At 68.9% G+C, this 22,084-nt stretch carries 19 protein-coding genes and 1 tRNA gene; 15 read left to right on the top strand and 5 right to left on the bottom strand.

Annotation, left to right across the window (positions count from 1 at the left end; all coding sequences use genetic code 11):
• The first annotated feature begins 147 nt into the window (after positions 1 to 147).
• The 6 genes from ABLE38_RS12205 (at position 148) to ABLE38_RS12180 (ending at position 7,548) form a co-directional block, all read left to right on the top strand.
• Complete coding sequence (locus ABLE38_RS12205) at positions 148 to 1,299, top strand: efflux RND transporter periplasmic adaptor subunit (RefSeq protein WP_348974503.1); 1,152 nt, start codon at positions 148 to 150, stop codon at positions 1,297 to 1,299.
• A gap of 5 nt (positions 1,300 to 1,304) precedes the next feature.
• Complete coding sequence (locus tag ABLE38_RS12200) at positions 1,305 to 4,502, top strand: efflux RND transporter permease subunit (protein ID WP_348974410.1); 3,198 nt, start codon at positions 1,305 to 1,307, stop codon at positions 4,500 to 4,502.
• Positions 4,499 to 5,920, top strand: a complete 1,422-nt coding sequence (locus ABLE38_RS12195; protein ID WP_348974409.1) for an efflux transporter outer membrane subunit — start codon at positions 4,499 to 4,501, stop codon at positions 5,918 to 5,920. Before ABLE38_RS12200 ends, ABLE38_RS12195 begins: the two co-directional genes overlap by 4 nt.
• A 321-nt stretch (positions 5,921 to 6,241) precedes the next feature.
• A complete protein-coding gene (locus ABLE38_RS12190) occupies positions 6,242 to 7,024 on the top strand; it encodes an enoyl-CoA hydratase-related protein (protein ID WP_348974408.1) in 783 nt (260 codons plus the stop codon).
• Positions 7,021 to 7,437: a RidA family protein gene (locus ABLE38_RS12185; protein WP_348974407.1), complete on the top strand. Its 417-nt coding sequence runs from the start codon at positions 7,021 to 7,023 to the stop codon at positions 7,435 to 7,437. The genes ABLE38_RS12190 and ABLE38_RS12185 overlap by 4 nt, the downstream gene beginning before the upstream one ends.
• Positions 7,438 to 7,474: 37 nt before the next feature.
• Positions 7,475 to 7,548, top strand: a tRNA-Gly gene (locus ABLE38_RS12180).
• A gap of 37 nt (positions 7,549 to 7,585) precedes the next feature.
• Here the strand turns inward: ABLE38_RS12180 and ABLE38_RS12175 are convergent.
• Positions 7,586 to 8,710, bottom strand: coding sequence for a hypothetical protein (locus ABLE38_RS12175; protein WP_348974406.1), 1,125 nt, complete (start codon positions 8,708 to 8,710; stop codon positions 7,586 to 7,588).
• A gap of 241 nt (positions 8,711 to 8,951) precedes the next feature.
• On the opposite strand from ABLE38_RS12175, the gene ABLE38_RS12170 reads away from it, so the two are divergent.
• The 5 genes from ABLE38_RS12170 (at position 8,952) to hemW (ending at position 15,684) form a co-directional block, all read left to right on the top strand.
• Entirely contained in the window at positions 8,952 to 10,031 is a 1,080-nt protein-coding gene (locus tag ABLE38_RS12170) for a hypothetical protein (RefSeq protein ID WP_348974405.1), read from the top strand.
• Positions 10,032 to 10,035: 4 nt separating this feature from the next.
• Positions 10,036 to 11,214: a hypothetical protein gene (locus ABLE38_RS12165; protein ID WP_348974404.1), complete on the top strand. Its 1,179-nt coding sequence runs from the start codon at positions 10,036 to 10,038 to the stop codon at positions 11,212 to 11,214.
• Positions 11,211 to 12,971 carry a pYEATS domain-containing protein gene (locus tag ABLE38_RS12160; RefSeq protein WP_348974403.1) on the top strand — a complete coding sequence of 587 codons (1,761 nt, stop codon included), beginning with the start codon at positions 11,211 to 11,213 and terminating at the stop codon, positions 12,969 to 12,971. Before ABLE38_RS12165 ends, ABLE38_RS12160 begins: the two co-directional genes overlap by 4 nt.
• A 103-nt stretch (positions 12,972 to 13,074) precedes the next feature.
• Entirely contained in the window at positions 13,075 to 14,460 is a 1,386-nt protein-coding gene (locus ABLE38_RS12155; RefSeq protein ID WP_348974402.1) for a TIGR02594 family protein, read from the top strand.
• Between the two features lie 93 nt (positions 14,461 to 14,553).
• On the top strand, positions 14,554 to 15,684 hold the full coding sequence (gene hemW, locus ABLE38_RS12150; protein ID WP_348974401.1) for a radical SAM family heme chaperone HemW: 1,131 nt from the start codon (positions 14,554 to 14,556) through the stop codon (positions 15,682 to 15,684).
• A 135-nt stretch (positions 15,685 to 15,819) separates the two neighbouring features.
• On the opposite strand, the gene ABLE38_RS12145 is transcribed toward hemW, so the two are convergent.
• Complete coding sequence (locus tag ABLE38_RS12145; RefSeq protein WP_348974400.1) at positions 15,820 to 17,016, bottom strand: penicillin-binding protein activator; 1,197 nt, start codon at positions 17,014 to 17,016, stop codon at positions 15,820 to 15,822.
• Positions 17,017 to 17,028: 12 nt separating this feature from the next.
• On the opposite strand from ABLE38_RS12145, the gene rsmI reads away from it, so the two are divergent.
• Positions 17,029 to 17,862, top strand: a complete 834-nt coding sequence (gene rsmI / locus ABLE38_RS12140; protein ID WP_348974399.1) for a 16S rRNA (cytidine(1402)-2'-O)-methyltransferase — start codon at positions 17,029 to 17,031, stop codon at positions 17,860 to 17,862.
• Between the two features lie 340 nt (positions 17,863 to 18,202).
• Here the strand turns inward: rsmI and ABLE38_RS12135 are convergent, their stop codons facing one another.
• Positions 18,203 to 18,382: a hypothetical protein gene (locus ABLE38_RS12135; RefSeq protein WP_348974398.1), complete on the bottom strand. Its 180-nt coding sequence runs from the start codon at positions 18,380 to 18,382 to the stop codon at positions 18,203 to 18,205.
• Between the two features lie 78 nt (positions 18,383 to 18,460).
• On the opposite strand from ABLE38_RS12135, the gene ABLE38_RS12130 reads away from it, so the two are divergent.
• The 3 genes from ABLE38_RS12130 to ABLE38_RS12120 all read left to right on the top strand — a co-directional run bounded on the left by ABLE38_RS12130 (position 18,461) and on the right by ABLE38_RS12120 (position 20,586).
• The gene (locus ABLE38_RS12130) at positions 18,461 to 18,838 is read left to right on the top strand and encodes a YraN family protein (protein ID WP_348974397.1); all 378 of its coding nucleotides are present in this window, start codon (positions 18,461 to 18,463) and stop codon (positions 18,836 to 18,838) included.
• A 44-nt stretch (positions 18,839 to 18,882) separates the two neighbouring features.
• Positions 18,883 to 19,839, top strand: a complete 957-nt coding sequence (gene gshB / locus ABLE38_RS12125) for a glutathione synthase (protein ID WP_348974396.1) — start codon at positions 18,883 to 18,885, stop codon at positions 19,837 to 19,839.
• 162 nt (positions 19,840 to 20,001) lie between these two features.
• Entirely contained in the window at positions 20,002 to 20,586 is a 585-nt protein-coding gene (locus ABLE38_RS12120) for a DedA family protein (RefSeq protein ID WP_348974395.1), read from the top strand.
• On the opposite strand, the gene ABLE38_RS12115 is transcribed toward ABLE38_RS12120, so the two are convergent.
• Positions 20,564 to 21,043: a GAF domain-containing protein gene (locus tag ABLE38_RS12115; RefSeq protein ID WP_348974394.1), complete on the bottom strand. Its 480-nt coding sequence runs from the start codon at positions 21,041 to 21,043 to the stop codon at positions 20,564 to 20,566. The genes ABLE38_RS12120 and ABLE38_RS12115 overlap by 23 nt on opposite strands.
• Before the next feature lie 44 nt (positions 21,044 to 21,087).
• Entirely contained in the window at positions 21,088 to 21,981 is an 894-nt protein-coding gene (locus ABLE38_RS12110; protein ID WP_348974393.1) for a tyrosine recombinase XerC, read from the bottom strand.
• Between the last annotated feature and the right edge of the window lie 103 nt (positions 21,982 to 22,084).

Here is a 22,084-nt window from a genome sequence, read left to right as displayed (position 1 = left end):
CTTGTGTTGCGCCCGCCAAGGCCGCTGCCCAAGAGCGTTTCCCATAGAACCGCGCCCCGAGTCGGCGCCTTGATCCGGGTTGAACAATTGCACCGAATCACTGCTGGCGGCCCCCGCCTTCCTGCCTTTGCCTTGCTTTCCGCCACCCTGCTCCTCGCCTCGTGCGGGAGCGGCAGTCAGACCGCCCAGAAAAAGGGCGCAGGCGGCCCGCCCACCGTCGGCTTCGTCGTCGTCCAGCCGGGTGAAGTGCCCGAGGTCGCCGAGCTGACCGGCCGCGTGAACGCCTACCAGACCTCCGAGGTCCGCCCGCAGGTGGCCGGGATCGTCCGCAAGCGCTTCTTCACCGAGGGCGCGATCGTCCGCCAGGGGCAGACGCTCTACCAGATCGACCCCAGCCTCTATTCGGCGAGCGTGTCCGAAGCGTCGGCGAACCTGCAGAACGCCCAGGCCAATGCCGAGGCGGCGCGGATCAAGGCCGATCGCTACAAGCCGCTCGCCGAGGCCGAGGCGGTGTCGAAGCAGGACTATACCGATGCCGCCGCCGCCGCCCGCCAGGCGCGCGCGCAGGTCGCGCAGACCAACGCCCAGCTGCGCACCGCGCGGATCAACCTGAACTTCACCCGCGTCCCCGCGCCGATCACCGGCCGCATCGGGCGCTCGCTGTTCACTGAAGGCGCGCTGGTGACGACCAACCAGGCCGATCCGCTCGCGGTGATCCAGCGGCTCGACCCGATCTATGTCGACATCCAGCAATCGAGCACCGAGCTGCTCGCGCTGCGCCGCTCGCTCGCCCAGCAGGGCGTCTCGCCGGGCAGCGCCAGCGTGCGCCTCAAGCTCGAGGACGGCAGCGACTATGGCGCCACCGGCACGGTGCAATTCTCCGAAGTGATGGTCGACCAGAGCACGGGCACCGTCACGCTGAGGGCGAGCTTCCCCAACCCCGAGGGCATCCTGCTGCCGGGCATGTTCGTCCGCTCGGTATTCACCCAGGCGATCGACACCCGCGCCTATCTGGTGCCGCAACAGGCGGTGTCGCGCGATGCCAAGGGCAACGCCCAGCTCTGGGTGGTCGGCGCCGACAACAAGGCGGTGCGCCGCGACATCACCGCGGACCGCGCGATGGGCGCCAACTGGGTCGTCACCGCCGGGCTCAACCCCGGCGACAAGGTGATCACGCAGGGCATCGCCAATCTGAAGCCGAACGCCGTGATCAAGCCGGTCCCGGCGGACACGCCGCAGAAGATCGTGGCGCCGCGCAAGGGCGAAGGCACCAGCGCTGCAAAGTCGAAGGGCGGCTGAACTAGATGTCCCGTATCTTCATCGATCGCCCGATCTTCGCCTGGGTGATCGCGATCATCACCATGCTGCTCGGCCTGGGCGCGATCTTCACGCTGCCGATCGCGCAATATCCCGATATCGCGCCGCCCCAGGTCAACATCCGCGCCACCTATCCCGGTGCCTCGGCGGAGACGGTGCAGAACTCGGTCGCGCAGGTGATCGAGCAGCAGCTGACCGGCATCGACGGGCTGCTCTATTTCAGCACCTCGTCGAGCTCGCGCGGGCAGGTGACGATCTCGGCGACCTTCGACAAGGGCACCGATCCGGACATCGCCCAGGTCCAGGTGCAGAACCAGGTCCAGCAGGGCCTGTCGCGGCTGCCGCAGCAGGTCCAGCAGCAGGGCGTGCGCGTCACCAAGTCGAACCCGGATTCGCTGCTCCTCGTCGGCGTCTATGACGAGACCGACAAGGCGACCAACCGCGACGTCTCCGACTGGCTGACCTCGAACCTGCAGGATCCGCTCGCCCGCCTGCCGGGCGTGGGCGACATCAACGTGTTCGGCGCCTCCTATGCGATGCGCATCTGGCTGAACCCCGAGCGGCTGGCGAGCTACTCGCTGATGCCGAGCGACGTGATCACCGCGATCCAGAACCAGAATACCGAGATCGCGGCCGGCGAGATCGGCGGCCAGCCGATGCCGAACACCCAGATGCTCAACGCGACGGTGACGGCGCAGTCGCGCCTGCAGACGCCGGACCAGTTCGCCAAGATCATCCTCAAGACGCAGACCAGCGGCGCGCATGTGCTGCTGAAGGACGTGGCGCGCGTCGAGCTTGGCTCTGAGAGCTACAACGCCGTCACCCGCGTCAACGGCCATCCCGGCTCGGGCATCTCGATCAGCACCGCGCCGGGCGCCGACGCACTCAAGACCGCGGACCTGATCAAGACCAAGGTCGCCGACCTGTCGAAGACCTTCCCGCCGGGCTACAAATACGCCTACGCCAACGACACCACCGAGTTCATCAAGCTTTCGATCGAGGAAGTGGTGAAGACGCTGGTCGAGGCGATCATCCTCGTCGTCATCGTGATGTTCGTGTTCCTGCAGAGCTGGCGCGCGACGTTGGTCCCGATGATCGCGGTGCCGGTGGTGCTGCTCGGCACCTTCGCGGTGTTCGCGGCGCTCGGCTATTCGATCAACACGCTCACCCTGTTCGGCCTGGTGCTGGTGATCGGCCTGCTCGTCGACGACGCGATCGTCGTCGTCGAGAATGTCGAGCGGCTGATGGAGGAGGATCCCGACATCACACCGCGCGAGGCGACGATCAAGTCGATGGACCAGATCCAGATCGCGCTGGTCGCGATCGCGCTCGTGCTCTCGGCGGTGTTCCTGCCGATGGCGTTCTTCGGCGGATCGACCGGCGTGATCTACCGCCAGTTCTCGGTGACGATCGTCTCGGCGATGATCCTGTCGGTGCTCGTCGCGCTGATCCTGAGCCCGGCGCTGACCGCCACGGTGCTCAAGCGCAAGAAGGACGAGGGCGCGCTGGAGGACAGCTGGATGGGCCGCCGCCTGCCGTGGCTCGGCCGCGCCTTCCACACCGGCTCGGAGAAGTTCAACAAGGGCTTCAACTGGACGATCGAGAAATACACCGGCACGATCACCTATGTCGTCGACCGCAAGTTCATCTTCCTGCTGATCTACCTGCTCGTCTGCGGCCTGCTGGTGCTGATGTTCTACCGCCTGCCCACCGGCTTCCTGCCGACCGAGGACCAGGGCGCCGCACAGGTCCAGTGGCGCCTGCCCGCCGGCGCGACCCAGGCGCGCACCCAGGAAGTGCAGCTCGCGGTGGAGAAGTATTTCCAGGGCCAGGAAGGCAAGAACGTCTCGACGATGTTCAGCGTCACCGGCGGCGGCGGCGGTGGTGGCGCCAGCGGCCAGAACACCGGCCAGGGCTTCATGAACTTCGCGCCGTGGAAGGATCGCCCGGGCAGCAAGAATGCCGCCGACGCGATCGTCCAGCGCGCATCGGGCGCCTTCCGCAACTTCCGCGACGCGCAGGTCTTCGCGCTCGTCCCCGCCGCGATCCGCGGCCTCGGCCAGTCGAACGGCTTCACGATGGAGCTGCTCAACAGCAGCAGCATGAGCCGCGAGGACTTCGTCGCCGCGCGCGACAAGCTGCTCGCCGCCGCCAATGCCGATCCGGATCTCGCGAACGTCCGCCTGTCCGACCTGCCCGACGTGTCGACGCTCAAGGTCAACATGGACCAGGAGAAGCTCGCCGCGCTCGGCCTCACCCAGTCGAACGTCAACTCGACGCTGTCGACCGCCTGGGGCGGCACCTATGTCAACGACTTCATCGACCGCGGCCGCGTGAAGCGCGTCTATGTCCAGGGCGATTCGCAGTTCCGCGATTCGCCGGACAGCATCAATGCCTGGTTCGTCCGCTCGAGCACCGGCACGATGACGCCCTTCTCCTCCTTCGCCTCGACGAGCTGGTCGACCGCGCCGACCACCATGTCGCGCTTCCAGGGCATCCCCAGCTTCGAGTTCCAGGGCCAGCCGGCGCCGGGCAAGAGCTCGGGCGATGCGATGAAGCGGATCGAGGCGCTCGCCGCCGAGATCCCGGGCACCAGCGTCGCCTGGGCCGGCCTCTCCTATCAGGAGCGGCTCGCCGGCGGCCAGGCGCCCTTGCTCTACGGCATCTCGCTGATCGTCGTGTTCCTCTGCCTCGCGGCGCTCTATGAGAGCTGGTCGATCCCGGTAGCGGCGATGCTCGTCATCCCGCTCGGCCTGATCGGCGCGATCTTCGCGGTGACGCTGCGCGGCCTGCAGAACGACGTCTACCTGCAGATCGGCCTGCTCACCACGATGGGCCTGGCGGTGAAGAACGCGATCCTGATGATCGAGTTCGCCGAGCGGGCCGAGAAGGAAGGCAAGCGCGTGATCGACGCCGCGATGGAAGCCGCCCGCATCCGCTTCCGCCCAATCGTGATGACCAGCCTGGCCTTCATCTTCGGCGTGATGCCGCTGGCGATCTCGACCGGCGCCGGCGCGAACAGCCGCATCGCGATCGGCACCGCGGTGATCGGCGGCATGCTGACCGCGCTGATCCTGGCGGTGTTCTACATCCCGCTGTTCTTCGTGCTCGTCCGCCGCGGCGTGCGCGATTCGATCAAGGCCTATCGCGAGCATCGGGCGCGCAAGCGGGAGGCGCAGGCATGAAGCGCATCGTTCTGACCCTGCTCCTCGGCACGGCGCTCGCCGGCTGCTCGATGGATCCCAAGCTGGCGATGCCGGCGGCGCCGGTGCCGCCGAGCTGGCCGGTGGGCGACGCGTACCTCAAGGCCAATGAGGCGGCGCTGCCCACGGTCACCTATCAGGACATCTTCAAGGATCCGCGGCTCCAGAAGCTGATCGAACAGGCGCTCGCCAACAATCGCGACCTGCGCATCGCCGCCGCCAACATCGCCGCGGCGCGCGCGCAATATCGCATCCAGCGCGCCGACCGCCTGCCCGGCCTCGATGCCGGCGTCGGCGCCACCGTCAGCAAGGCGGAAGGCGACAACCGGCAGACCAGCTTCTCCGGCAATCTGAGCATTCCGGCGTTCGAGCTCGACCTGTTCGGCCGCGTCGCCTCGCTCACCCGCGCCGAGCAGAACAACTGGTTCGCGACCGAGGCCGCCGCGCGCGCGACGCGCCTGGCGCTGATCGGCGACATCGCCGAGGCCTGGCTCAACCACGCCGCCGACACGAGCCTGCTCAAGATCGCGCAGGACACCGCCGGCAATGCCGAGCGCGCGGTGGCGCTGACCGACCGGCGGCTGCAGGGCGGCATCGCCCCGCGCACCGATCTCGCCCAGGCACAACAGGTGCTCGCCAGCGCCCAGTCCGACGTCGCCGCGCAGAAGACCGCGGTGGCGCAGGACATCAACGCGCTGCGCCTGCTCGTCGGCGCCGAGATCGACCCCGCCCTGCTCTCCCCGGCGATCGAGGAAGCCGCACCCACCGTCACCGAGCTGCCCGCCGGCGTCGATTCGGGCGTGCTGCTGCGCCGTCCGGACGTGGTGCAGGCCGAATATCAGCTGCGCGCCGCCAATGCCGAGATCGGCGCGGCGCGCGCCGCCCTGTTCCCGCGCATCTCGCTCACCGGGCTGCTCGGCTTTGCCAGCAACGCGCTGACCGGGCTGTTCTCGGGCAACGGCTTCCACTGGTCGGGCGGCGCCAGCGGCAGCTATTCGATCTTCAACGCCGGTGCCGGCCGCGCCGGCGTGCAGCTGAGCGAGGCGCAGCGCGATGCCGCGCTCGCCGGCTATGAGAAGTCGATCCAGACCGCCTTTCGCGAAGTCGCCGATGCGCTGGCGCGCCGCGGCACGATCGAGGACCAGCTGAAGGCCGATACGACCAACCTGGCCGCCGCGCAGGACAATTACCGGCTGGCCGAGGCGCGGTACCGCGGCGGCATCGACAATTTCCTGGCGAGCCTGGTCGCGCAGCGTTCCTATTATTCGGCCCAGCGCGGGCTGGTGAACACGCGGCTGATCGAGGCGACCAACCTGGTGACGCTCTATCGCACGCTGGGCGGCGATTCGCTGCTGACGGAGACGCCGTCGGGGCCGCAGGCGGTTACGCCTGCGCCTTAGGACAAGGCTATATATCGTATCCAATCCTCCCCCGGAGGGGGAGGGGGACCAGCGAAGCTGGTGGAGGGGGCTTGCCGCGAGCGATATCGCCCGTGGCGTTCCCTCTCCACCACCGCCTTCGGCGGCGGTCCCCCTCTCCCTCCGGGAGAGGATTGATTGTCGCCCGGAAGCGCCCGCGATTCGGCGGAGAAACCCTGGCCCCCGGCTTTTGCTGGGGAGCGAGCTCATCATAACCGCCTCTGCCCTAGCGGAATCTCACCCACCCTTCCCCCCCTCCCCCCGCCTCGCTATCGGTTGCGAAGCGAAACGGGAGCTGGATGCATGGCGTACGAGACGATCCTGACCGAGCGGGCCGGCGACGTGCTGGTGATCACGCTCAACCGGCCCGATCGCCTCAATGCCGCGCCGCCGGCGATGTTCGACGAGATTCGCGATGCGCTGGGCAACCTCGACGGTGCTCGCGCGGTGCTGCTCCAGGGCGCCGGCCGCGCCTTCTGCTCGGGCGCCGACGTGGCGAGCGGCGCGCTGGCCTCGGCCAATCCGGGCGAGGCCACCCACGCTGCGCTCAGCGATCACTACAACCCCGGCATCCTCGCCGTCGCGCGCCTTGGCGTGCCGGTGGTGAGCGCGGTGCGCGGCCCGGCGGCCGGCATCGGCTGCAGCCTGGCGCTCGCCGCCGATTTCTGCGTGGCGAGCGACAATGGCTATTTCCTCCAGGCCTTCGTCAATATCGGGCTGGTGCCCGACGGCGGCGCGACCTGGCTGCTGCCGCGGCTGGTCGGCCGCTCGCGCGCGCTCGAGATGATGATGCTCGGCGAGAAGCTGCCCGCGGTGAAGGCACGCGACTGGGGGCTGGTGCACAGCGTCGTCTCCGACGAGCAGCTGGAGCATGAGGCGCTGGCGCTCGCCACGCGGCTCGCCGCCGGGCCGACCCAGGCGCTCGGCATGATCCGCCAGGGGCTGGCCCAGGCGCTCGAATCGACGCTCGAGGAGACGCTGGCGATGGAGGCCGACCACCAGCGCGCCGCCCGCGGCACCGCGGATTCGATGGAGGGCGGCATGGCCTTCCTCCAGAAGCGCAAGCCGAGCTTCACCGGCAAATGAGCCGCCAGCACGCATCCTCGGGTTCGCCGATGGAGCCGATCATCGGCTTCTCGCGCGCCGTCCGCGTCGGCCCGTTCCTCGCCGTGGCCGGGACCGCGCCGATCGGCCCGGACGGCAAGACCGCGCATCCCGGCAATGTCTACGAACAGACCCGGACCTGCCTGACGATTGCCGCCCGGGCGATCGAGGCGGCGGGCGGCCGGATCGAGGACGCGGTGCGCACCCGCCTGATCCTCACCGACATTGCGCGCTGGGAAGAAGCCGCCCGCGCGCATGGCGAGTTCTTCGGCGACATCCGCCCGGCCTGCACGACCATGGCGGTGACTCGCTTCATCGACCCCGAATGGCTGGTCGAGATCGAGGTCGACTGCTTCAGCGACGAAGCTTGCGCGGGCACGACGACAGCAGGTTGACCGTCGGGCGTTCCCTGTGGCACTTGGCCGGCGGCTCGCGGGTATAGCACAATGGTAGTGCAGCAGCCTTCCAAGCTGAATACGCGGGTTCGATTCCCGCTACCCGCTCCAGCCTCCCGCCCGCGCCGCCCGGCCAGCCCCAGCCCGCTCAGCCCTGGGGCTTCAGCAGATCGTTGCCGATGTTCTTGAGGATCGCGGCGCGGCGCGCGGCCAGCGCGGTCTTGTCCGCGCCGTCCGCCATCGCGGCGATCTTGCGCTGCAGGTCGTCCGCCTCGAACCGGTATTTGGAATCCGACAGCAGCTTGAGCCCGTCGACGATCGCGTCGATCGAAGCGTTCGCCCCGTCGCGCATGTTGAAGAAGCGCTTGAGCACCGCCGCGCTCGCCACCGTCGGCGCGAAATCGGCGAGCTTGGGGCGCTCGGCGCCGTCCAGGCTCACCACAACATAGGGCTCGTCCCCGGCATAGGCATTGCCATTGGCATCGAGCAGCCCGCGCTTGCGATCGAAATGATAGCCGGTGGGATTGAAGCTGTTGTTCGCCAGCACGCGGAAATCCGCGGTCGGCAGCGCGGTGCCGGGGATGTTGAAGTCCAGCGTCTCGTCGAACGAGAAGGCCGGCTTGCCGTCGAACAGCGCATCGGCGAGCCCGCCGGCGAGCTTGGTGAGTGCGCCGGCCGCCAGCATATAGCCGGCCCAGGGCAGGAACAGCGGGATACCGGCGGCGCTGTTGATCGCATCGCCGACCTTGTTGACGAGCTCGTCGGGGAAATTGTCGAACGCGCCCTCGATCGTGATCGTCTGCGAATCGGTGACCACCGCCGGCTGGTAGGCGACGAGCGCAGTGCCCTGCTCGAATGCCGCCGGGCCACTGAACCCCTCGCGCTTCGTCACGCCCTGCTTGAGCATGTTGAGCGCGCGCGCCGAGGCGGCGAACACCGAATAATCCTTCACGCCGGAGACGACCGCCATGTCCTTGGGCCCGCCGAACAGCCCGCCCTTGGGATATTTGCCAGGATAGACATAGGTGATCAGCACGGTGAGCGGCTTGTTCGGGCCGATCGGGGTGAACTGGGTGGTGAGCGCCGTCGCTTCCGCTTCCTCGCCGCCATAAGCCCGGTCGGGCGCCACCTCGGCGACGTCCTGCAGCGTCACCGTGCGGCCCGAGGGCAGCGTCACGGCGCCGCCCGACCCCAGCGCATCGATCTCCGAAGCCTGTTCGAGCAGGCGGCCCTTGGCAATCAATTCGCCGCCGAGCACATGAAACTGCGCCATTTTTTCCTCCCCACCGATCTGAAGCAGACGCAACAAGCGAAGCCCATCGCAGCGCGAGTCTCCGAGCAAGACAGCGTCCTATGTTCTGCGCAATGCCACAACAGCGCCGCGCAGGTCTATTTGGTCTATATTGGTTCTATTCTTTGCCCGGCCATAGCCCGGCAATTGCGCCACCCTGGTTTAAAGCCTATCCAGCGATTGTTACTGAACCGCGTCAGGCATCCGGCAACAGGGGGAACGGATGGTGCAGCTGGTGTTCGTGCACGGCGTCGCGACTCGCTCGGGGCCCGCCTATGCCGTTGAAACCGCCAATCGCGACCGGCTCTTCCGCGACGTGCTGTTCGCGGGCAGCCAGGTCGAGATCCGCTCGCCGCTCTGGGGCGACATCGTCCCGCCCGGCGACGAGCGCGTGTTCGCCGGCGCCAACGGGGTCGGCACCTTTGGCTCGAACGCGCGGTCGCCCCAGGCGCTCGCCGCCCTCACCGCCGGCAGCATGGTGTCCGCCTTCGCCCAGGAGAATGGCGCCGCCGTCACCGACGGCATCTATGCCGCGATGATCGAGCAGGCGGACGCGGCAGAGCGCCCGCTGGACGACAATGACGTGGCGCTGTTCAAGGCGGCGGCGGACAGCTGGGGCAGCGCGGCACTGCCCGCCACCGATCTGGACGATGCGCTGGTGATGCACCTCGAGCAGGATGCGCCGGCGAGCTACAGCCTGGGCGGGCGGATGAAGGCTGCGGTGGGCGCGATCGCCGATCGGCTGCGCAACGGCGTCTCGGGCCTGGTGTTCAACGCGGTGCGCGACGAGCTGAGCCCGGCGATCGCCAAGTTCCTCGGCGACGTCTTCGTCTACCTGAAGCAGGATGAAAGCCGCAGCCGGATCCAGGCGACGATCCGCCAGGCGCTGCTCGATGCGAAGGCTGCCGGCGGCCCGCTGGTCGTGATCGGGCACAGCCTGGGCGGCGTGATCCTCACCGACATGCTGTTCGATCCCGCCGCGGCCGGCCTGCCATCGGACTTCAGGATCGACGCGCTGATCACCGTGGGGTCGCAGCCCGGACTGTTCGATGCGCTGGGCCTGTTCGACTTCCCGCATCCCGCCGCCGGCCCCGCGCCCGGCCCGGCCTGTGTCGGCACCTGGTTCAACGTGTTCGATCCGATCGACCCGCTCGCCTTTCGCGCCGACCCGCGGTTCCTCGACGCGCAGGACCTGGTGTTCGATTCGGTCACCGGGCTCGCCTCGGCGCACACCACCTATTTCAAGCGGCCGCAATTCTATGCGCGAACGCGGGCGCGGCTGCATGCGCTCGGACTGATCTGAGGCGATGACGCAGATCTTCTCCCGTCCGCCGATCCAGGGGCCGATGACCCATGCCTTCATCATCGGCGTGGGCAATTATCCGCACGCCAAGCCGGGCCAGGGCGCCAAGGCCGAGCTGCGGACGACCAAGGACCTGCCGAGCGCCGCGGACAGCGCGAAGTTCATGTGCGACTGGCTGATCGACAACCAGGACAAGCTCGCCGCACCGCTCGCCTCGATCGAGATGCTGCTGTCCGATCCGGCCCAGCCGGTCGCCCCATTGCGCTATGTCTGGCGCAATCCCCAGGTGGTCGACGGCGCGACATCGGTGAACGTGCAGGCGGCCGGAGCAGCCTGGCTGGCGCGGCTGAAGGCGCGGCCGGGCGATGTCGCGCTCTTCTACGCCTGCGGGCACGGCGCCGGGCTCTCCACCCAGCCGGTGATCTTCCTCGAGGACCTCAATCTCAGCGCGGTGAACCCCTGGGCGCACCACAATATCGGCAGCACCGCCGCCTCGTTCAAGCAATTGGGCGATATCCGCGCGGCCTTCTTCTTCTCCGATACCTGCCGCGAGTTCCGCCCGACCTTCACGCTCAGCGACAATCAGGACCTCTCGCGGTTCAACGCGCCCTATGATCCGTTCGACGACACCGGCCGCGAGAAGGTGTCGCTGATGTGCGCCGCGACCGACACGATGCTCGCCTATGAAGGCTCGCTCAGCGACAACCGGCTGATCAAGCTCGGCCGCTTCACCCAGATGCTCGCCCGGGGGCTGGACGGCGCGCTCGCCCGGTGGCGCGACCAGCGCTGGGTGGTCTATCCGAGCGCGCTGTTCGACGACATCAAGCTGCTCCAGCGCGGCCTGCGCCCAGATTGGCGCGGCGAGCCGTTCGAGCCGGCGCATGCGATCTCGCCCAACGAAGTGTTCCCGATCGTCTATTCGCCCAATCCGACGCTGCCGGTCGTGGTGCGCACCGCCCCGCAGACGACGATGGCGAATTACGACCTGCGCATCTTCAACAATGCCACCTTCACTCCGCCCTGCGTTGACCAGCGCGACAAGGGCGACGGCAATGACTGGCTCGCCTGGGTGCCCGCCAGCCTGGTGCCGCACTATGCGGTCGCCCAGGACGGCGTCGGCCAATATCAGGCGATCTTCGTGCCCAACATGCCCTGTTTCGACGAGCGGATAACCGTCGCATGAGCACCAGCCTCACCTTCCGCGCGCCCGAGGACCTTTCGGTCGGCACCGTCCGGATCGAGCATGACGGCGAAGTCGTCACCCAGTGGGTGGCAACCGCGCAGGACCGAGTCTTCGAGCAGGCAAATGCCAAGCCCGGCATCTACACGGTGCAGATCGCCCCCGCCGGCCCGCGCCCGCGCACCTTCGTCTTCGAAGTGCAGCCGGGCGTGGCGAACACGGTCTCGTCGCCCAATTTCTCGACGCTCGCCGCGGGCGGCAGCGAAGTCGCCTTTTCCGGCGTCGTCGATGTCGGCGCCGCGGTAGAGGCACTGACGCAGGACAGCCTGAAGGGCCACCAGCCCTGGGCCGAGGCCAATGCCGAGCGCATCTCGATCGAGCCGCTCAACCCCGCCGCACCCGCGGCGGCGCTGCGCAAGCGGCTCACCGTCGGCCTGGCGCGCGAGCGGACGCCCGGCAGCGAATCCTGGCGCCCCTTTGCGGGCCAGGTGGCGATGGAAATCTCCGGGACGACGGTCAATCTGAGCGTGACCGACGACAACGCACCGGCGCGCGACCTGCCGTGCCGCACCCGCCTGTCGCTCGCGCTGGAGAAGGTGCGGCTCGAGCGGCTGTTCCTGCCGCTCTATCGCGGCGGCACCACGATCGCGGTCACCGTCTCGGCGCTGACGACCAGCGACGTGGCGCTCCAGATCACCCCGACCGATCCCGAGCTGCGCGGCCTCTACCGCGCGCTGGATGCCGGCACCCCCGAGATCGCGCAGGCGGTGGCCGACCAGATCCGTGCCCAGGGCGGCCTCGATCGCTATGTGGTCGCCGACAGCGCGGATCCCTGGGCCGCGATCCTCATCGCGCTGCTGGCGATCCGCTTCCCCGACAATTTCGGATCGATCGGCGACGTCGCGACGGCGGTCTATGACCGGTTCAGCTGGACCTATGATGCGAATGTGATCCGGGCGCGGGCAATCATGACCCGCGCAGGCGCAAACGACGCCGAACGCGCCGCGGCGGCGCGCGATGCGCTGGAGGCGCTGAGCCAGGCGCTGGCACTCGGCGCGCCCTATTACAGCTACACCAATCAGCTCGCCGGCGAACTGCTCCAGGGCCTCGCCGCCTATGCGGCGCTTGGCGAGCATCTCACCAAGGAAGCGACCACGCTGCTCGCGCGCTGGCGGCGCGACATTCCGCTGCAGCGCGGCTTCGGCGCGACCTTCTCCTGGGCCAGCCGCGACCGCGACCTCGCCAAGCACAAGGTCATCGAACCCTATGCGAAAACCGGCGGGCGGCTCGAGCGCCGCCACAACCTGATCGCCTTCGAAGGCCAGCTTTCGCTCGGGCGGCTGAGCATCGGCCCGGAGCCGCGGCCGGTCGGCAAATCGGCAGAGCCCTCCCTCATGTTGCAGGCCGTGGCGACCAGCGACCCGAACAAGGGACAGTTCGGCGGGCAGGCCAGCCGCGGCGGCTACAGCCTCGAGGCGCGGTTCGAGGAGACGCGCAGCCCCAATTGGGTCCGCGTGACGCTGGCGGTGGTGGCCGACGACAGCGTGCCGCCCAGCTATTCGGACCGGGTTGATTTCCACCTCCACCCCACTTTCGACCGCCAGATCATCTCCGCGGTATTCGCCGGCCGGCGCGCCGCGATCTCGCTGACGGTCTGGGGCGGCTTCACCGTGGGCGCGGTGCTGCCCGAGCATGACCTGCAGCTCGAATGCGACCTGGCGCTGCTTCCCGACGCCCCAAGGATCATCCGCGAGCTCTGAAGAGATCGACCGCACAGGGAAAACACCGATTGGATTTGCGGGCCGGCCCCCGGACTATCGGCTGGAACGCTCGATTTGACGACCATCGCCGGAGGAGCATCCCATGAACGAAATCATCGATACGCCGTACGACGTCGGCGACTTTGCGGAGCGGCTCTTCCAGGAGGGCGTGCGCACCGTGATGCGCTATTACAACAACAAGAACTCGACGACCTTCCCGTCAAAATGCCTGACGCCGAAGGAACATGGCAAGCTGATCGCCGCCGGCCTCAAGCTCGCGGTGGTGTTCCAGCAGCGCGGCGGCGCGGGCGGCTTCATCGACGATTTCGCCGCCACCAAGGGCACCCGCGACGCCACCCGCGCGCTGGCGCTCGCCGCCTCGATCGACCAGCCGGAGGGATCGGGCATCTATTTCGGCGTCGACAACGACTTCGCCAAGACCGCCGAGCTCGACCAGATCGAGCGCTATTTCGGCGAAGTGCGCGCCACGATCGGCGGGCGCTACCGGATCGGCGTCTATGGCTCGGGCGCGGTCTGCGCGCGGCTGAAGGCCAAGGGGCTGGCCGAGCTGTTCTGGCTGCCGGCGTCGATGGGCTGGACCGGCTCCAAGGCATTCCTCGCCTCGCAGCAATGGACGCTGTTCCAGAAGTTCCAGGAGCAGCAATCGACCTTCGGCCGGTTCGACTATGACGGCAATTTGTTCAACCCGAGCTTCGCCGATTTCGGCGAGTTCGGCGGCGCGCCCGTCGCCGAGGAAGCGCCCCCGGCCCGGGTGGCGAGCGCGCCCGTGGCCGTGTTCGAGATCATCGCCCGGCGCGGCCTCAACCTGCGCGACGGCGCCGGCGAGAATTTCACGGCGCAGCGCGCGCTGCCGCTCGGCACGCTCGTTCATGGACTTGGGGTGGAGGGCGGCTGGCTCCAGGTCGACGTCAATGGCGACGGGATCGCCGACGGCTTCATGGCGCGCGAATTCCTGAAGCCCGTATCGGGCGGGCTGCCGCTGCCGGCCCCGGCGCCAACCCCGGCGCAGCCGCAGCCGGTGACGCCCTATGCGATCGCCCAGGCCGAGCTGGCCCGCGACGTCCGCGAGGTTGCCGGGCCGCAGAACAATCCGCGGATCGTGCTCTACCACAGCACGACCAGCGACGGTGCCGCACCCGACGAGACCGCCTGGTGCTCGTCCTTCGTCAACTACTGCGTCGAGCAGGCGGGCATGCGCGGCACCGACAGCAAATGGGCGCGCAGCTGGCACGACAGCGGCTGGGGGCATGACGTGACCAGCGATCCCCGGCCGGGCGACATCGTCGTCTGGCGCCGGCGCACCGGCGGGGACGAGGGCGGCCATGTCGCCTTCTTCGTCGAGATGGTCGGCGACAATGCGATCCGCGTGCTCGGCGGCAACCAGAGCAACCGCGTGTGCATCGCCACCTATCCCAAGCACGGGGTGCTGGGCAGCATGACCTATGACCTGCTCTCGATCCGGCGCTAGCGACCCGAGGCGGCGCTGGTAAAATCCTGCGGCCCGGCCTAGAGGCGGGCCGCAGACGGGCGCGATTTCGCCGCCCCTCCCCTTTCGAAGCGCATGACCACCGAAACCTCCCCGCTCGCACTGTATGTGCACTGGCCGTTCTGCGTGTCGAAATGCCCCTATTGCGACTTCAACAGCCATGTCCGCGAAAGCGTCGACCAGGCGGCGTGGCGCTCGGCGATGCTGGCGGACCTGGCCCATGAGGCCGCGGCGCTGCCGGGGCGCAAGCTCGGCTCGATCTTCTTCGGCGGCGGCACGCCCTCGCTGATGCCGCCCGAGACGGTGGCGGCGGTGATCGCCGCGGCAGAGCGGCATTGGGGCTTCGAGCCCGGCATCGAGATCACGCTCGAGGCCAATCCCAGCTCGGTAGAGGCCGCGCGCTTCGCCGATATCGCCGCGGCCGGAGTGAACCGAGTCTCGCTGGGGCTGCAGGCGCTCGACGACGAAGCGCTGCGCTTCCTCGGCCGGGCGCACGGCGTCGACGAAGGGCTGGCGGCGCTGGCGACGGCGCAGCGGGCGTTCGAACGGGTGAGCTTCGACCTGATCTATGCCCGGCCCGAGCAGACCTTGGCGGCCTGGGAAGCCGAGCTGCGCCGCGCGCTCTCCTTCGGCACCGAGCATCTGTCGCTCTACCAGCTGACCATCGAGCCCGGCACCCGCTTCGCCACCCTGTTCGAGAAGGGCGAGCTTGCCGCCTTCGATCCCGACGAGGCCGCCGACCTGTTCGAGGCGACGCGGGCGATCACCGCCGCGGCCGGGCTGCCGGCCTATGAGATCTCCAACCATGCCCGGCCGGGCGCCGAGAGCCGGCACAACCTGACCTATTGGCGCTATGGCGACTATGCCGGCGTCGGGCCCGGCGCGCACGGCCGGCGCGGCGGCGTCGCCACGCTGCGCCGCAAGAAGCCCGAGAACTGGCTGGCCGCGATCGAGCGCAACGGCCACGGCATCGAGCGCGAGGACGGCCTTGCCCCGCAGGACCGTGGCGTCGAGGCGCTGCTGATGGGGCTGCGCCTGGCCGAGGGCGTCGACCTGGCCCGCATCCCCGACGCGCCGCTGAACCTGCAGACGCTGGCGACGATGGCGGCGCAGGGGCTGGTGCAGCGGGCCGGGTCTCGTCTTGTCGTTACCGACACGGGAATGCCCGTACTCGAAGCTATCCTGCGGGAACTGGTCGTTACCTAAAATCCTCTTCCGGAGGGAGAGGGGGACCGCCGGCGAAGCCGGTGGTGGAGAGGGACTACCACAGGCGATATCGCTCGTGGAAAGCCCCCTCCACCAGCTTTGCTGGTCCCCCTCCCCTCCGGGGGAGGAATGATCTCAGTTCCCGAACCCGGTCGGCGCCGGCGAGACCGTCACCGTCGTGCCCGCCTTGACTTCCTGCACCTCGAGCGCGCGCTCGGCGATGCCGTCGCGGCCGAAGCGGAAGGCGCCGTCGAGGCCGCCGAACCCGTCGGGCGCGGTCAGCCGCGCTGCCGGGAACAGGTCCCCCGGGCGCCAGTCGCGGGCGATGCGCACGGTGAGCAGCACCGCATCATAGCCGAGCGTCGACAGCCGGTACGGCGCCGCGCCGAAGCGGGCACGGTATTTTGTGGCATAGGTGCGGTAGTAATTGTCGGGCACGCTGGCGAACCAGGCACCGTTCAGCACCGCATTGGCGCCGATCGCCGAATCAGCGTTCCACAGCTCGGTGCCGAGGATGCGCGCGCTCTTGCCGCCGGCGGACTTGCGGATGACCGGCGCCGCGGCGACGCCGCTCGACCCCGAGCCGGCGATCAGGATCGCCTGATAGGGCGTGCGCGACAGCTTGGTGATCGCGCTGGTCATCGAGCCCGGGCGGCCGTCATAGGTTTCCATCGCCAGCACCTTGCCGCCATGATCCTCGACCGCGCGCAGGAACGCGGTGGAGGCGCGCTCGCCATAGACGCCCGAGACCATCAGCCCGGCGAAATCGGTGACGCCCTGCGCCTTGGCATAATCGACCACGCGCTCGATCGACTGGGCCGGCGAATAGCCGAGCAGATAGGCGCCGTTGCCGGCGACGCTGGTATCGTTGGAGAAGCTGAGCACCGGCACGCGCGCGGCGCGGGCGATCGGCACCACTTCGCGCACTTCCTCGGCCAGCAGCGGGCCGAGGATCAGCCGGTTGCCGTCCGCGATCGCCTGGCGCGCGGCATTGGCGGCGCCGCCGGCAGTGTCATAGGTGGTGATCCGCAGCACGTCCGACTTGGTGTCGAGCACGGCGAGCTGCGTCGCATTGGCGAGCGACTTGCCGACGCCGGCGTTCGGCCCGGTGAGCGGCACGAGCAGCGCGACGCGGTGGCGCTCGACATCCTGGGGCAGGCCCGGCGCGATCGGGCGCGTCACCGGCCGCTCGCGCGGCACCTCCACCGTCGGCGCGGGCCGGGTTTCGGGGATGACCCGGGGCCCGCTGGCGCAGGCGGCGAGGAGTGCGGCAAGGCCTAAAGCGGCCCAGCGCAGGATGCCCCGTTGCGGATTCACGGTCGCGTCTGCCATTTACTCTCCCCGATGGACATCGTTCTTACGCCCGGCCTCTATATCGTCGCCACCCCGATCGGCAATCTCGGTGACCTGTCGCCGCGCGCCAGTGAGATACTCCTGGGCGCCGATGTGGTTGCGGTTGAGGACAGCCGTGTGACAGCCGGCCTGTTCCGCCACCTCGGCGCCAAGGGCAGGATGACGCCCTATCACGATCACAATGCCGATGCGGTGCGCCCCGGATTGGTCGCGCGGATGGGCAGCGAAGTGATCGCGCTCGTCTCCGACGCGGGCACGCCGCTGATCTCCGACCCCGGCTTCAAGCTGGTGCGCGACGCCCGCGCCGCCGGCCATACGGTGACGACGATCCCCGGCCCCTGCGCGGCGATCGCTGCGCTGACGCTGGCCGGATTGCCGACCGACCGCTTCCTGTTCCTCGGCTTCCTGCCTTCCAAGCTCCATGCCCGCGCCGAATCGATCGCCGAGATCGCCGGCGTGCGCGCCACGCTGGTGCTCTACGAATCGGGGCCGCGGCTCGCCGCCTGCCTCGCCGCGCTGGCCGAGGGGCTGGGCGACCGCGAGGCGGCGGTGGCGCGCGAGATCAGCAAGAAGTTCGAGGAATGCGTGACGGGATCGCTCAGCCAACTCGCCGAGCGCTACGCCGATGCGCCGCCCAAGGGCGAGATCGTGGTGGTGGTGGCGCCGCCGGGCGCGCCCGAGCCGGCCAGCGCCGACGATGCCGATGCCGCGCTCGCCGAAGCGCTGACCCGGCTGCCGGCGAGCAAGGCGGCGGGCGAAGTGGCGAAGAAGCTCGGGCTCGACCGCAAGGCGCTCTATGCGCGGGCGATGGAAATGAAGGGCTGATCCAACAGCGGCGCCCGAGTCGCGGCGCGGAAAGTCACAAAGGCCGCGACATTCACGCGCGTGCGCGCGAGGCCGGGTGCCGCGCATGCCGATTTCCCCTGCGTTCCCGGAGGCGCGCCGCACCGCGCGACCCGCCTGCGGAAGCAGGGCTCGATTTTTCCTACAGAGCTGGGTGTGGCGCATGACCTGCCGACGGCAGCAGGTGAAATCCTACATTGCAAGCAGGATGGCGCTCCCGTTCCCCGGCGAACGCCGGGGTCCAGGGGCACAAGCGACGCGGAAAGAAACCCCGGGCCCCGGCTTTCGCCGGGGAACAGCTACCTGCGTCGCCAGGAAAGGATCAGGCGTATTCCTGCTCGAGCACGCGCATCTCGTCCGCGCCGGTCAGCTCGGCGAGGCGCTTGAGATAGGTCTCGGCGAGCTGGCGACGGCGCACGACCGCGGCTTCGGTCATGGCGCGCTTTGCGGCTGCCAGTTCCTGTGCGGCGCGACGCCGATAATAGCGTTCGTTGGATTCCATTTATGCGACCCCCCGGAAGCACGCATGATCCGCTTTGGTGCGACTCGGTGTGGCCATGGTAACCAAAGTTATCCACAGGTGCGAGTCGTGAGAGGCAGGAGACCAACGGATCGCCGCGCTGCGGAAACGCGTGGCCGCGAAGGCGAGCGCCGGGCGGCGTGGTGGCTGTGGCTCAAGGGCTGGAAGATCCTCGATTCCCGCGTGCGCACGCCCGCCGGCGAAGTCGACATCGTGGTGCGCCGCGGCAATCTGGTGGCGTTCGTCGAAGTGAAGACCCGCGCCACCGCCGCCGATCTCGACTGGGCGATCGACGAACATCGCCTGGCCCGCGTGGCGGCCGCGGCGGAATATCTGATGCCGCGCTATGCCGGGCCGGGCGACGATATCCGCGTCGACGTGATCCTCATTGCCCCGAAGACGCTCCCTCGCCATATCGAGAACGCCTGGATGGGGTGACTTAGTCAGATAAGTCACCTAAAGCGTTTCCCGAAGGAGTTGCGATGTCGCTGACCGTTGCCGTGCAGATGGACCCGCTCGACGCGATCAATATCGCCGGCGATTCGACCTTCGCGCTGATGCTCTCGGCCCAGGCGCGCGGGCACAAGCTGTACCACTATGCCGCCGAGGATTTGAACTATTCGGCCGGGCGCGTCTGGGCCAGGGCACATCCGGTGACGGTGCAGCGCGTGGTCGGCGACCATTTCCGCTTCGAGGCGCCGGTGCAGCTCGACCTGGGCGAGGAAGCCGATGTGGTGCTGATGCGCCAGGATCCGCCGTTCGACCTGGGCTATATCACCGCGACGCACCTGCTCGAGCGGATCGCGGACCGGACGCTGGTGGTCAACGATCCCGCCAGCGTGCGCAACGCGCCGGAGAAGGTGTTCGTCCTCGATTATCCGCAGTTCATGCCGCCGACGCTGGTGACGCGCAGCCTGGAGGAGGCGCGCGCCTTCCTGGCGGTGCACGGCGAGGTCGTCATCAAGCCGCTGCACGGCAATGGCGGCAAGGCGATCTTCAAGGTGGGCAGCGACGGCGCCAACCTGTCGGCGCTGATCGAAGTGTTCAACACCGCCTGGCGCGAACCGCACATGGTGCAGGCGTTCCTGCCCAGCGTCGCGGCGGGCGACAAGCGCATCGTGCTGGTCGACGGCGAAGTGGCGGGCGCGATCAACCGCATCCCCGGCGAAGGCGAGATCCGCTCGAACCTGGCGGTGGGCGGCAGCGCGGCCAAGACCGAGCTGACGGCGCGCGAGCAGGAGATCTGCGACGTGCTGGGGCCCGAGCTCAAGAAGCGCGGGCTGCTGTTCGTCGGCATCGACGTGATCGGCGGCGAGTGGCTGACCGAGATCAACGTGACCTCGCCCACCGGCATCGTCGCGATCGACCGGTTCAACGGCACCGACACCGGCGCGCTGATCTGGCAGGCGATCGAACGCCGCGTCGCCGAACGGGGCTGACGGGGATGGAGAAATCGCGCTCGCCGTTCCCCGGCGAAAGCCGGGGCCCGGTCGCACCGTCTTTCGAGAGGCTTCCGCGCCTCACCAATCGGCTCGATGCTGGGCCCCGGCTTTCGCCGGGGAACTGCCAGGTCGCGGCCTGAGGCACGATAGTTCGACCTGATGTGGGACATCATCGCCTGGGGCTATTGGGGCATCTTCCTGTTGATGGTGCTCGAGAATGTGATCCCCCCGATCCCTTCCGAAGCGATCATGAGCGTGGCCGGCATCGCCGTGGCGCGCGGGCAGATGGACTTCACCCTGCTGGTGCTCGCCGGCACCGCGGGCACCGTGGTCGGCAACCTGTTCTGGTGGGAGGTGGGCCGGCGGCTCGGCTACAAGCGCCTCAAGCCGATGGTCGATCGCTGGGGCCGCTGGCTGACGATCGACTGGCACGAGATCGAGAAGCTCAAGACCTATTTCGACCGCTGGGGCGGGCCGACCGTGCTGATCTTCCGCTTCATGCCGGTGGGCCGCACGGTGATCTCGATCCCCGCCGGGCTGATGCACATGCCGTTCTGGCGCTTCGTCGGCTATACGACGGCGGGCAGCGCGATCTGGAACCTGATCCTGGTCGGGCTGGGCTATGCGCTGGGCGCGACGATCGCCGATATCGACCATTGGGTGGCGCCGATGGTGTTCGCGCTGGTCGGGCTGGTCGTCCTGGTGTGGCTGTGGCGGATCCTTACCTGGAAGCCGCGAGACTGAGCCGGTCGAGCTCGGCAGCGATCTGCTGGGCATAGTCCTCGATCTGCGGGACCAGCGTCGCGAGCGGCACGCGGCTCGGCGCCGGATCGATCGCGCAGAGCGTGCCGAAAAAGCCCTCGGCGCGCAGGATCGGCCAGGAGATGTAGCTCTCGAACCCATAGAGCGCCGGCGTGTGGTGCGTGCACCAGGCCTGATCGGCGGCGACGTGATCGATATAGACGCCCTGCCGGCTCGCGCGGATCTCGTCGCAGATCGTCGTCTGGACCTTGAGCTCGTCGCCCGGATGCAGCCCAAACTCGATCTGGTCGAGCACCTGGCAGGCGATCCAGCGATCGGCGGTGACCCGCGCGACCGCGGAGAAGCCCATGCCGGTCAGCCGGCAGACATCGGCAAGGATCGCCTCGACCTCGGGGATGCGTTGCACGGCGGCGATGTCGGCGGCGAAATCATAGTGCATCGCGCGACCCTAGCGGATCGTCGCGCCGCTGTATCCGGTTCAAATCAGGCGCGCGGGTGCGCGTTGCGGTACACGTCGAGCAGATGCGCGGCGTCGACCGCGGTGTAGATCTGGGTCGAGCTCAGGCTGGCATGGCCGAGCAGCTCCTGCAGCGCGCGCAGATCGGCGCCGCGGCCGAGCAGATGCGTGGCGAAGCTGTGGCGCAGCGCATGCGGGGTGGTGCGATCGGACAGGCCGAGCGTGGTGCGCGCGGCCTGGACCGACTTGCGGATCACCCCGGGCGGCAGCGGCCCACCCTTGGCACCGCGGAACAGCGGCGCATCGCGCGACACGCCATAGGGGCAGGCCGCGGCATAGGCCTCGATCGCGGCGCGGACCTGGGGGAGCAGCGGTACGATCCGCGTCTTGTCGCGCTTGCCGGTGACGCGCATCGCCTCGCCGAGCGGGAGGGCCGCGCCGGTAAGGCCGACCGCCTCGCCGATGCGCAGGCCGGCGCCGTAGAGAAGGAGGAGCACCGCCCAGTCGCGCGCGGCGATCCAGGGCTCGCGCGCATCTTCGGAAACGGTCTCGGCCAACGCTACCACTTCGTGCGGCGCGATCGGGCGCGGCACGCCCTTCTTGACGCGCGGGCCCTTGAGGCGCGGGAGCTCGGCCTCGTCGCCGACCGCGAACTTGAGGAAGCCGCGCACCGCGGAGAGCTCGCGCGCGGCGGAGGCGTTGGACAGGCCTTCGCTGCGGCGATGCGCGAGATAGGCGCGCAGGTCGGCGGCGGAGATGGCGGCGAGCGTGTCGCTAGTGACCGCGCCGCCCCAATGGCCCTGGAGGAAGGCAACCAGCCGCTCGGCGGTGGCGCCATAGGCGCGGACGGTATGCGCCGAGCGCCGCCGGTCGCGCGCGAGATGCTGCGCGTAGAGGAGCGGGAGGGCGGGGGTGGTCATGGGGGAAGCATACAATTCCTCCCCGAGCTTGTCTCGGGGAGGGGGCCGCCGGCGAAGCCGGTGGTGGAGGGGCGCGGCGGGACGCTGCCGCGTTACCGCGGCA

The sequence above is a fragment of the Sphingomonas sp. KR3-1 genome (assembly GCF_040049295.1).
Classification (GTDB): Bacteria; Pseudomonadota; Alphaproteobacteria; order Sphingomonadales; family Sphingomonadaceae; genus Sphingomonas.
This window is presented reverse-complemented; position numbering and strand designations above follow the sequence as displayed.

Excerpts from the sequence above, each read along its gene's own strand:
- ABLE38_RS12200 (WP_348974410.1), top strand. The coding sequence starts at position 1,305 with ATGTCCCGTATCTTCATCGATCGCCCGATCTTCGCCTGGGTGATCGCG.
- ABLE38_RS12165 (WP_348974404.1), top strand. The coding sequence starts at position 10,036 with ATGACGCAGATCTTCTCCCGTCCGCCGATCCAGGGGCCGATGACCCAT.
- gshB (WP_348974396.1), top strand. The coding sequence starts at position 18,883 with ATGTCGCTGACCGTTGCCGTGCAGATGGACCCGCTCGACGCGATCAAT.
- ABLE38_RS12160 (WP_348974403.1), top strand. The coding sequence starts at position 11,211 with ATGAGCACCAGCCTCACCTTCCGCGCGCCCGAGGACCTTTCGGTCGGC.
- ABLE38_RS12135 (WP_348974398.1), bottom strand. The coding sequence starts at position 18,382 with ATGGAATCCAACGAACGCTATTATCGGCGTCGCGCCGCACAGGAACTG.
- ABLE38_RS12115 (WP_348974394.1), bottom strand. The coding sequence starts at position 21,043 with ATGCACTATGATTTCGCCGCCGACATCGCCGCCGTGCAACGCATCCCC.
- ABLE38_RS12170 (WP_348974405.1), top strand. The coding sequence starts at position 8,952 with ATGGTGCAGCTGGTGTTCGTGCACGGCGTCGCGACTCGCTCGGGGCCC.
- ABLE38_RS12145 (WP_348974400.1), bottom strand. The coding sequence starts at position 17,016 with ATGGCAGACGCGACCGTGAATCCGCAACGGGGCATCCTGCGCTGGGCC.
- ABLE38_RS12190 (WP_348974408.1), top strand. The coding sequence starts at position 6,242 with ATGGCGTACGAGACGATCCTGACCGAGCGGGCCGGCGACGTGCTGGTG.
- ABLE38_RS12155 (WP_348974402.1), top strand. The coding sequence starts at position 13,075 with ATGAACGAAATCATCGATACGCCGTACGACGTCGGCGACTTTGCGGAG.
- ABLE38_RS12195 (WP_348974409.1), top strand. The coding sequence starts at position 4,499 with ATGAAGCGCATCGTTCTGACCCTGCTCCTCGGCACGGCGCTCGCCGGC.
- ABLE38_RS12185 (WP_348974407.1), top strand. The coding sequence starts at position 7,021 with ATGAGCCGCCAGCACGCATCCTCGGGTTCGCCGATGGAGCCGATCATC.
- ABLE38_RS12110 (WP_348974393.1), bottom strand. The coding sequence starts at position 21,981 with ATGACCACCCCCGCCCTCCCGCTCCTCTACGCGCAGCATCTCGCGCGC.
- ABLE38_RS12175 (WP_348974406.1), bottom strand. The coding sequence starts at position 8,710 with ATGGCGCAGTTTCATGTGCTCGGCGGCGAATTGATTGCCAAGGGCCGC.
- rsmI (WP_348974399.1), top strand. The coding sequence starts at position 17,029 with ATGGACATCGTTCTTACGCCCGGCCTCTATATCGTCGCCACCCCGATC.
- ABLE38_RS12120 (WP_348974395.1), top strand. The coding sequence starts at position 20,002 with ATGTGGGACATCATCGCCTGGGGCTATTGGGGCATCTTCCTGTTGATG.
- hemW (WP_348974401.1), top strand. The coding sequence starts at position 14,554 with ATGACCACCGAAACCTCCCCGCTCGCACTGTATGTGCACTGGCCGTTC.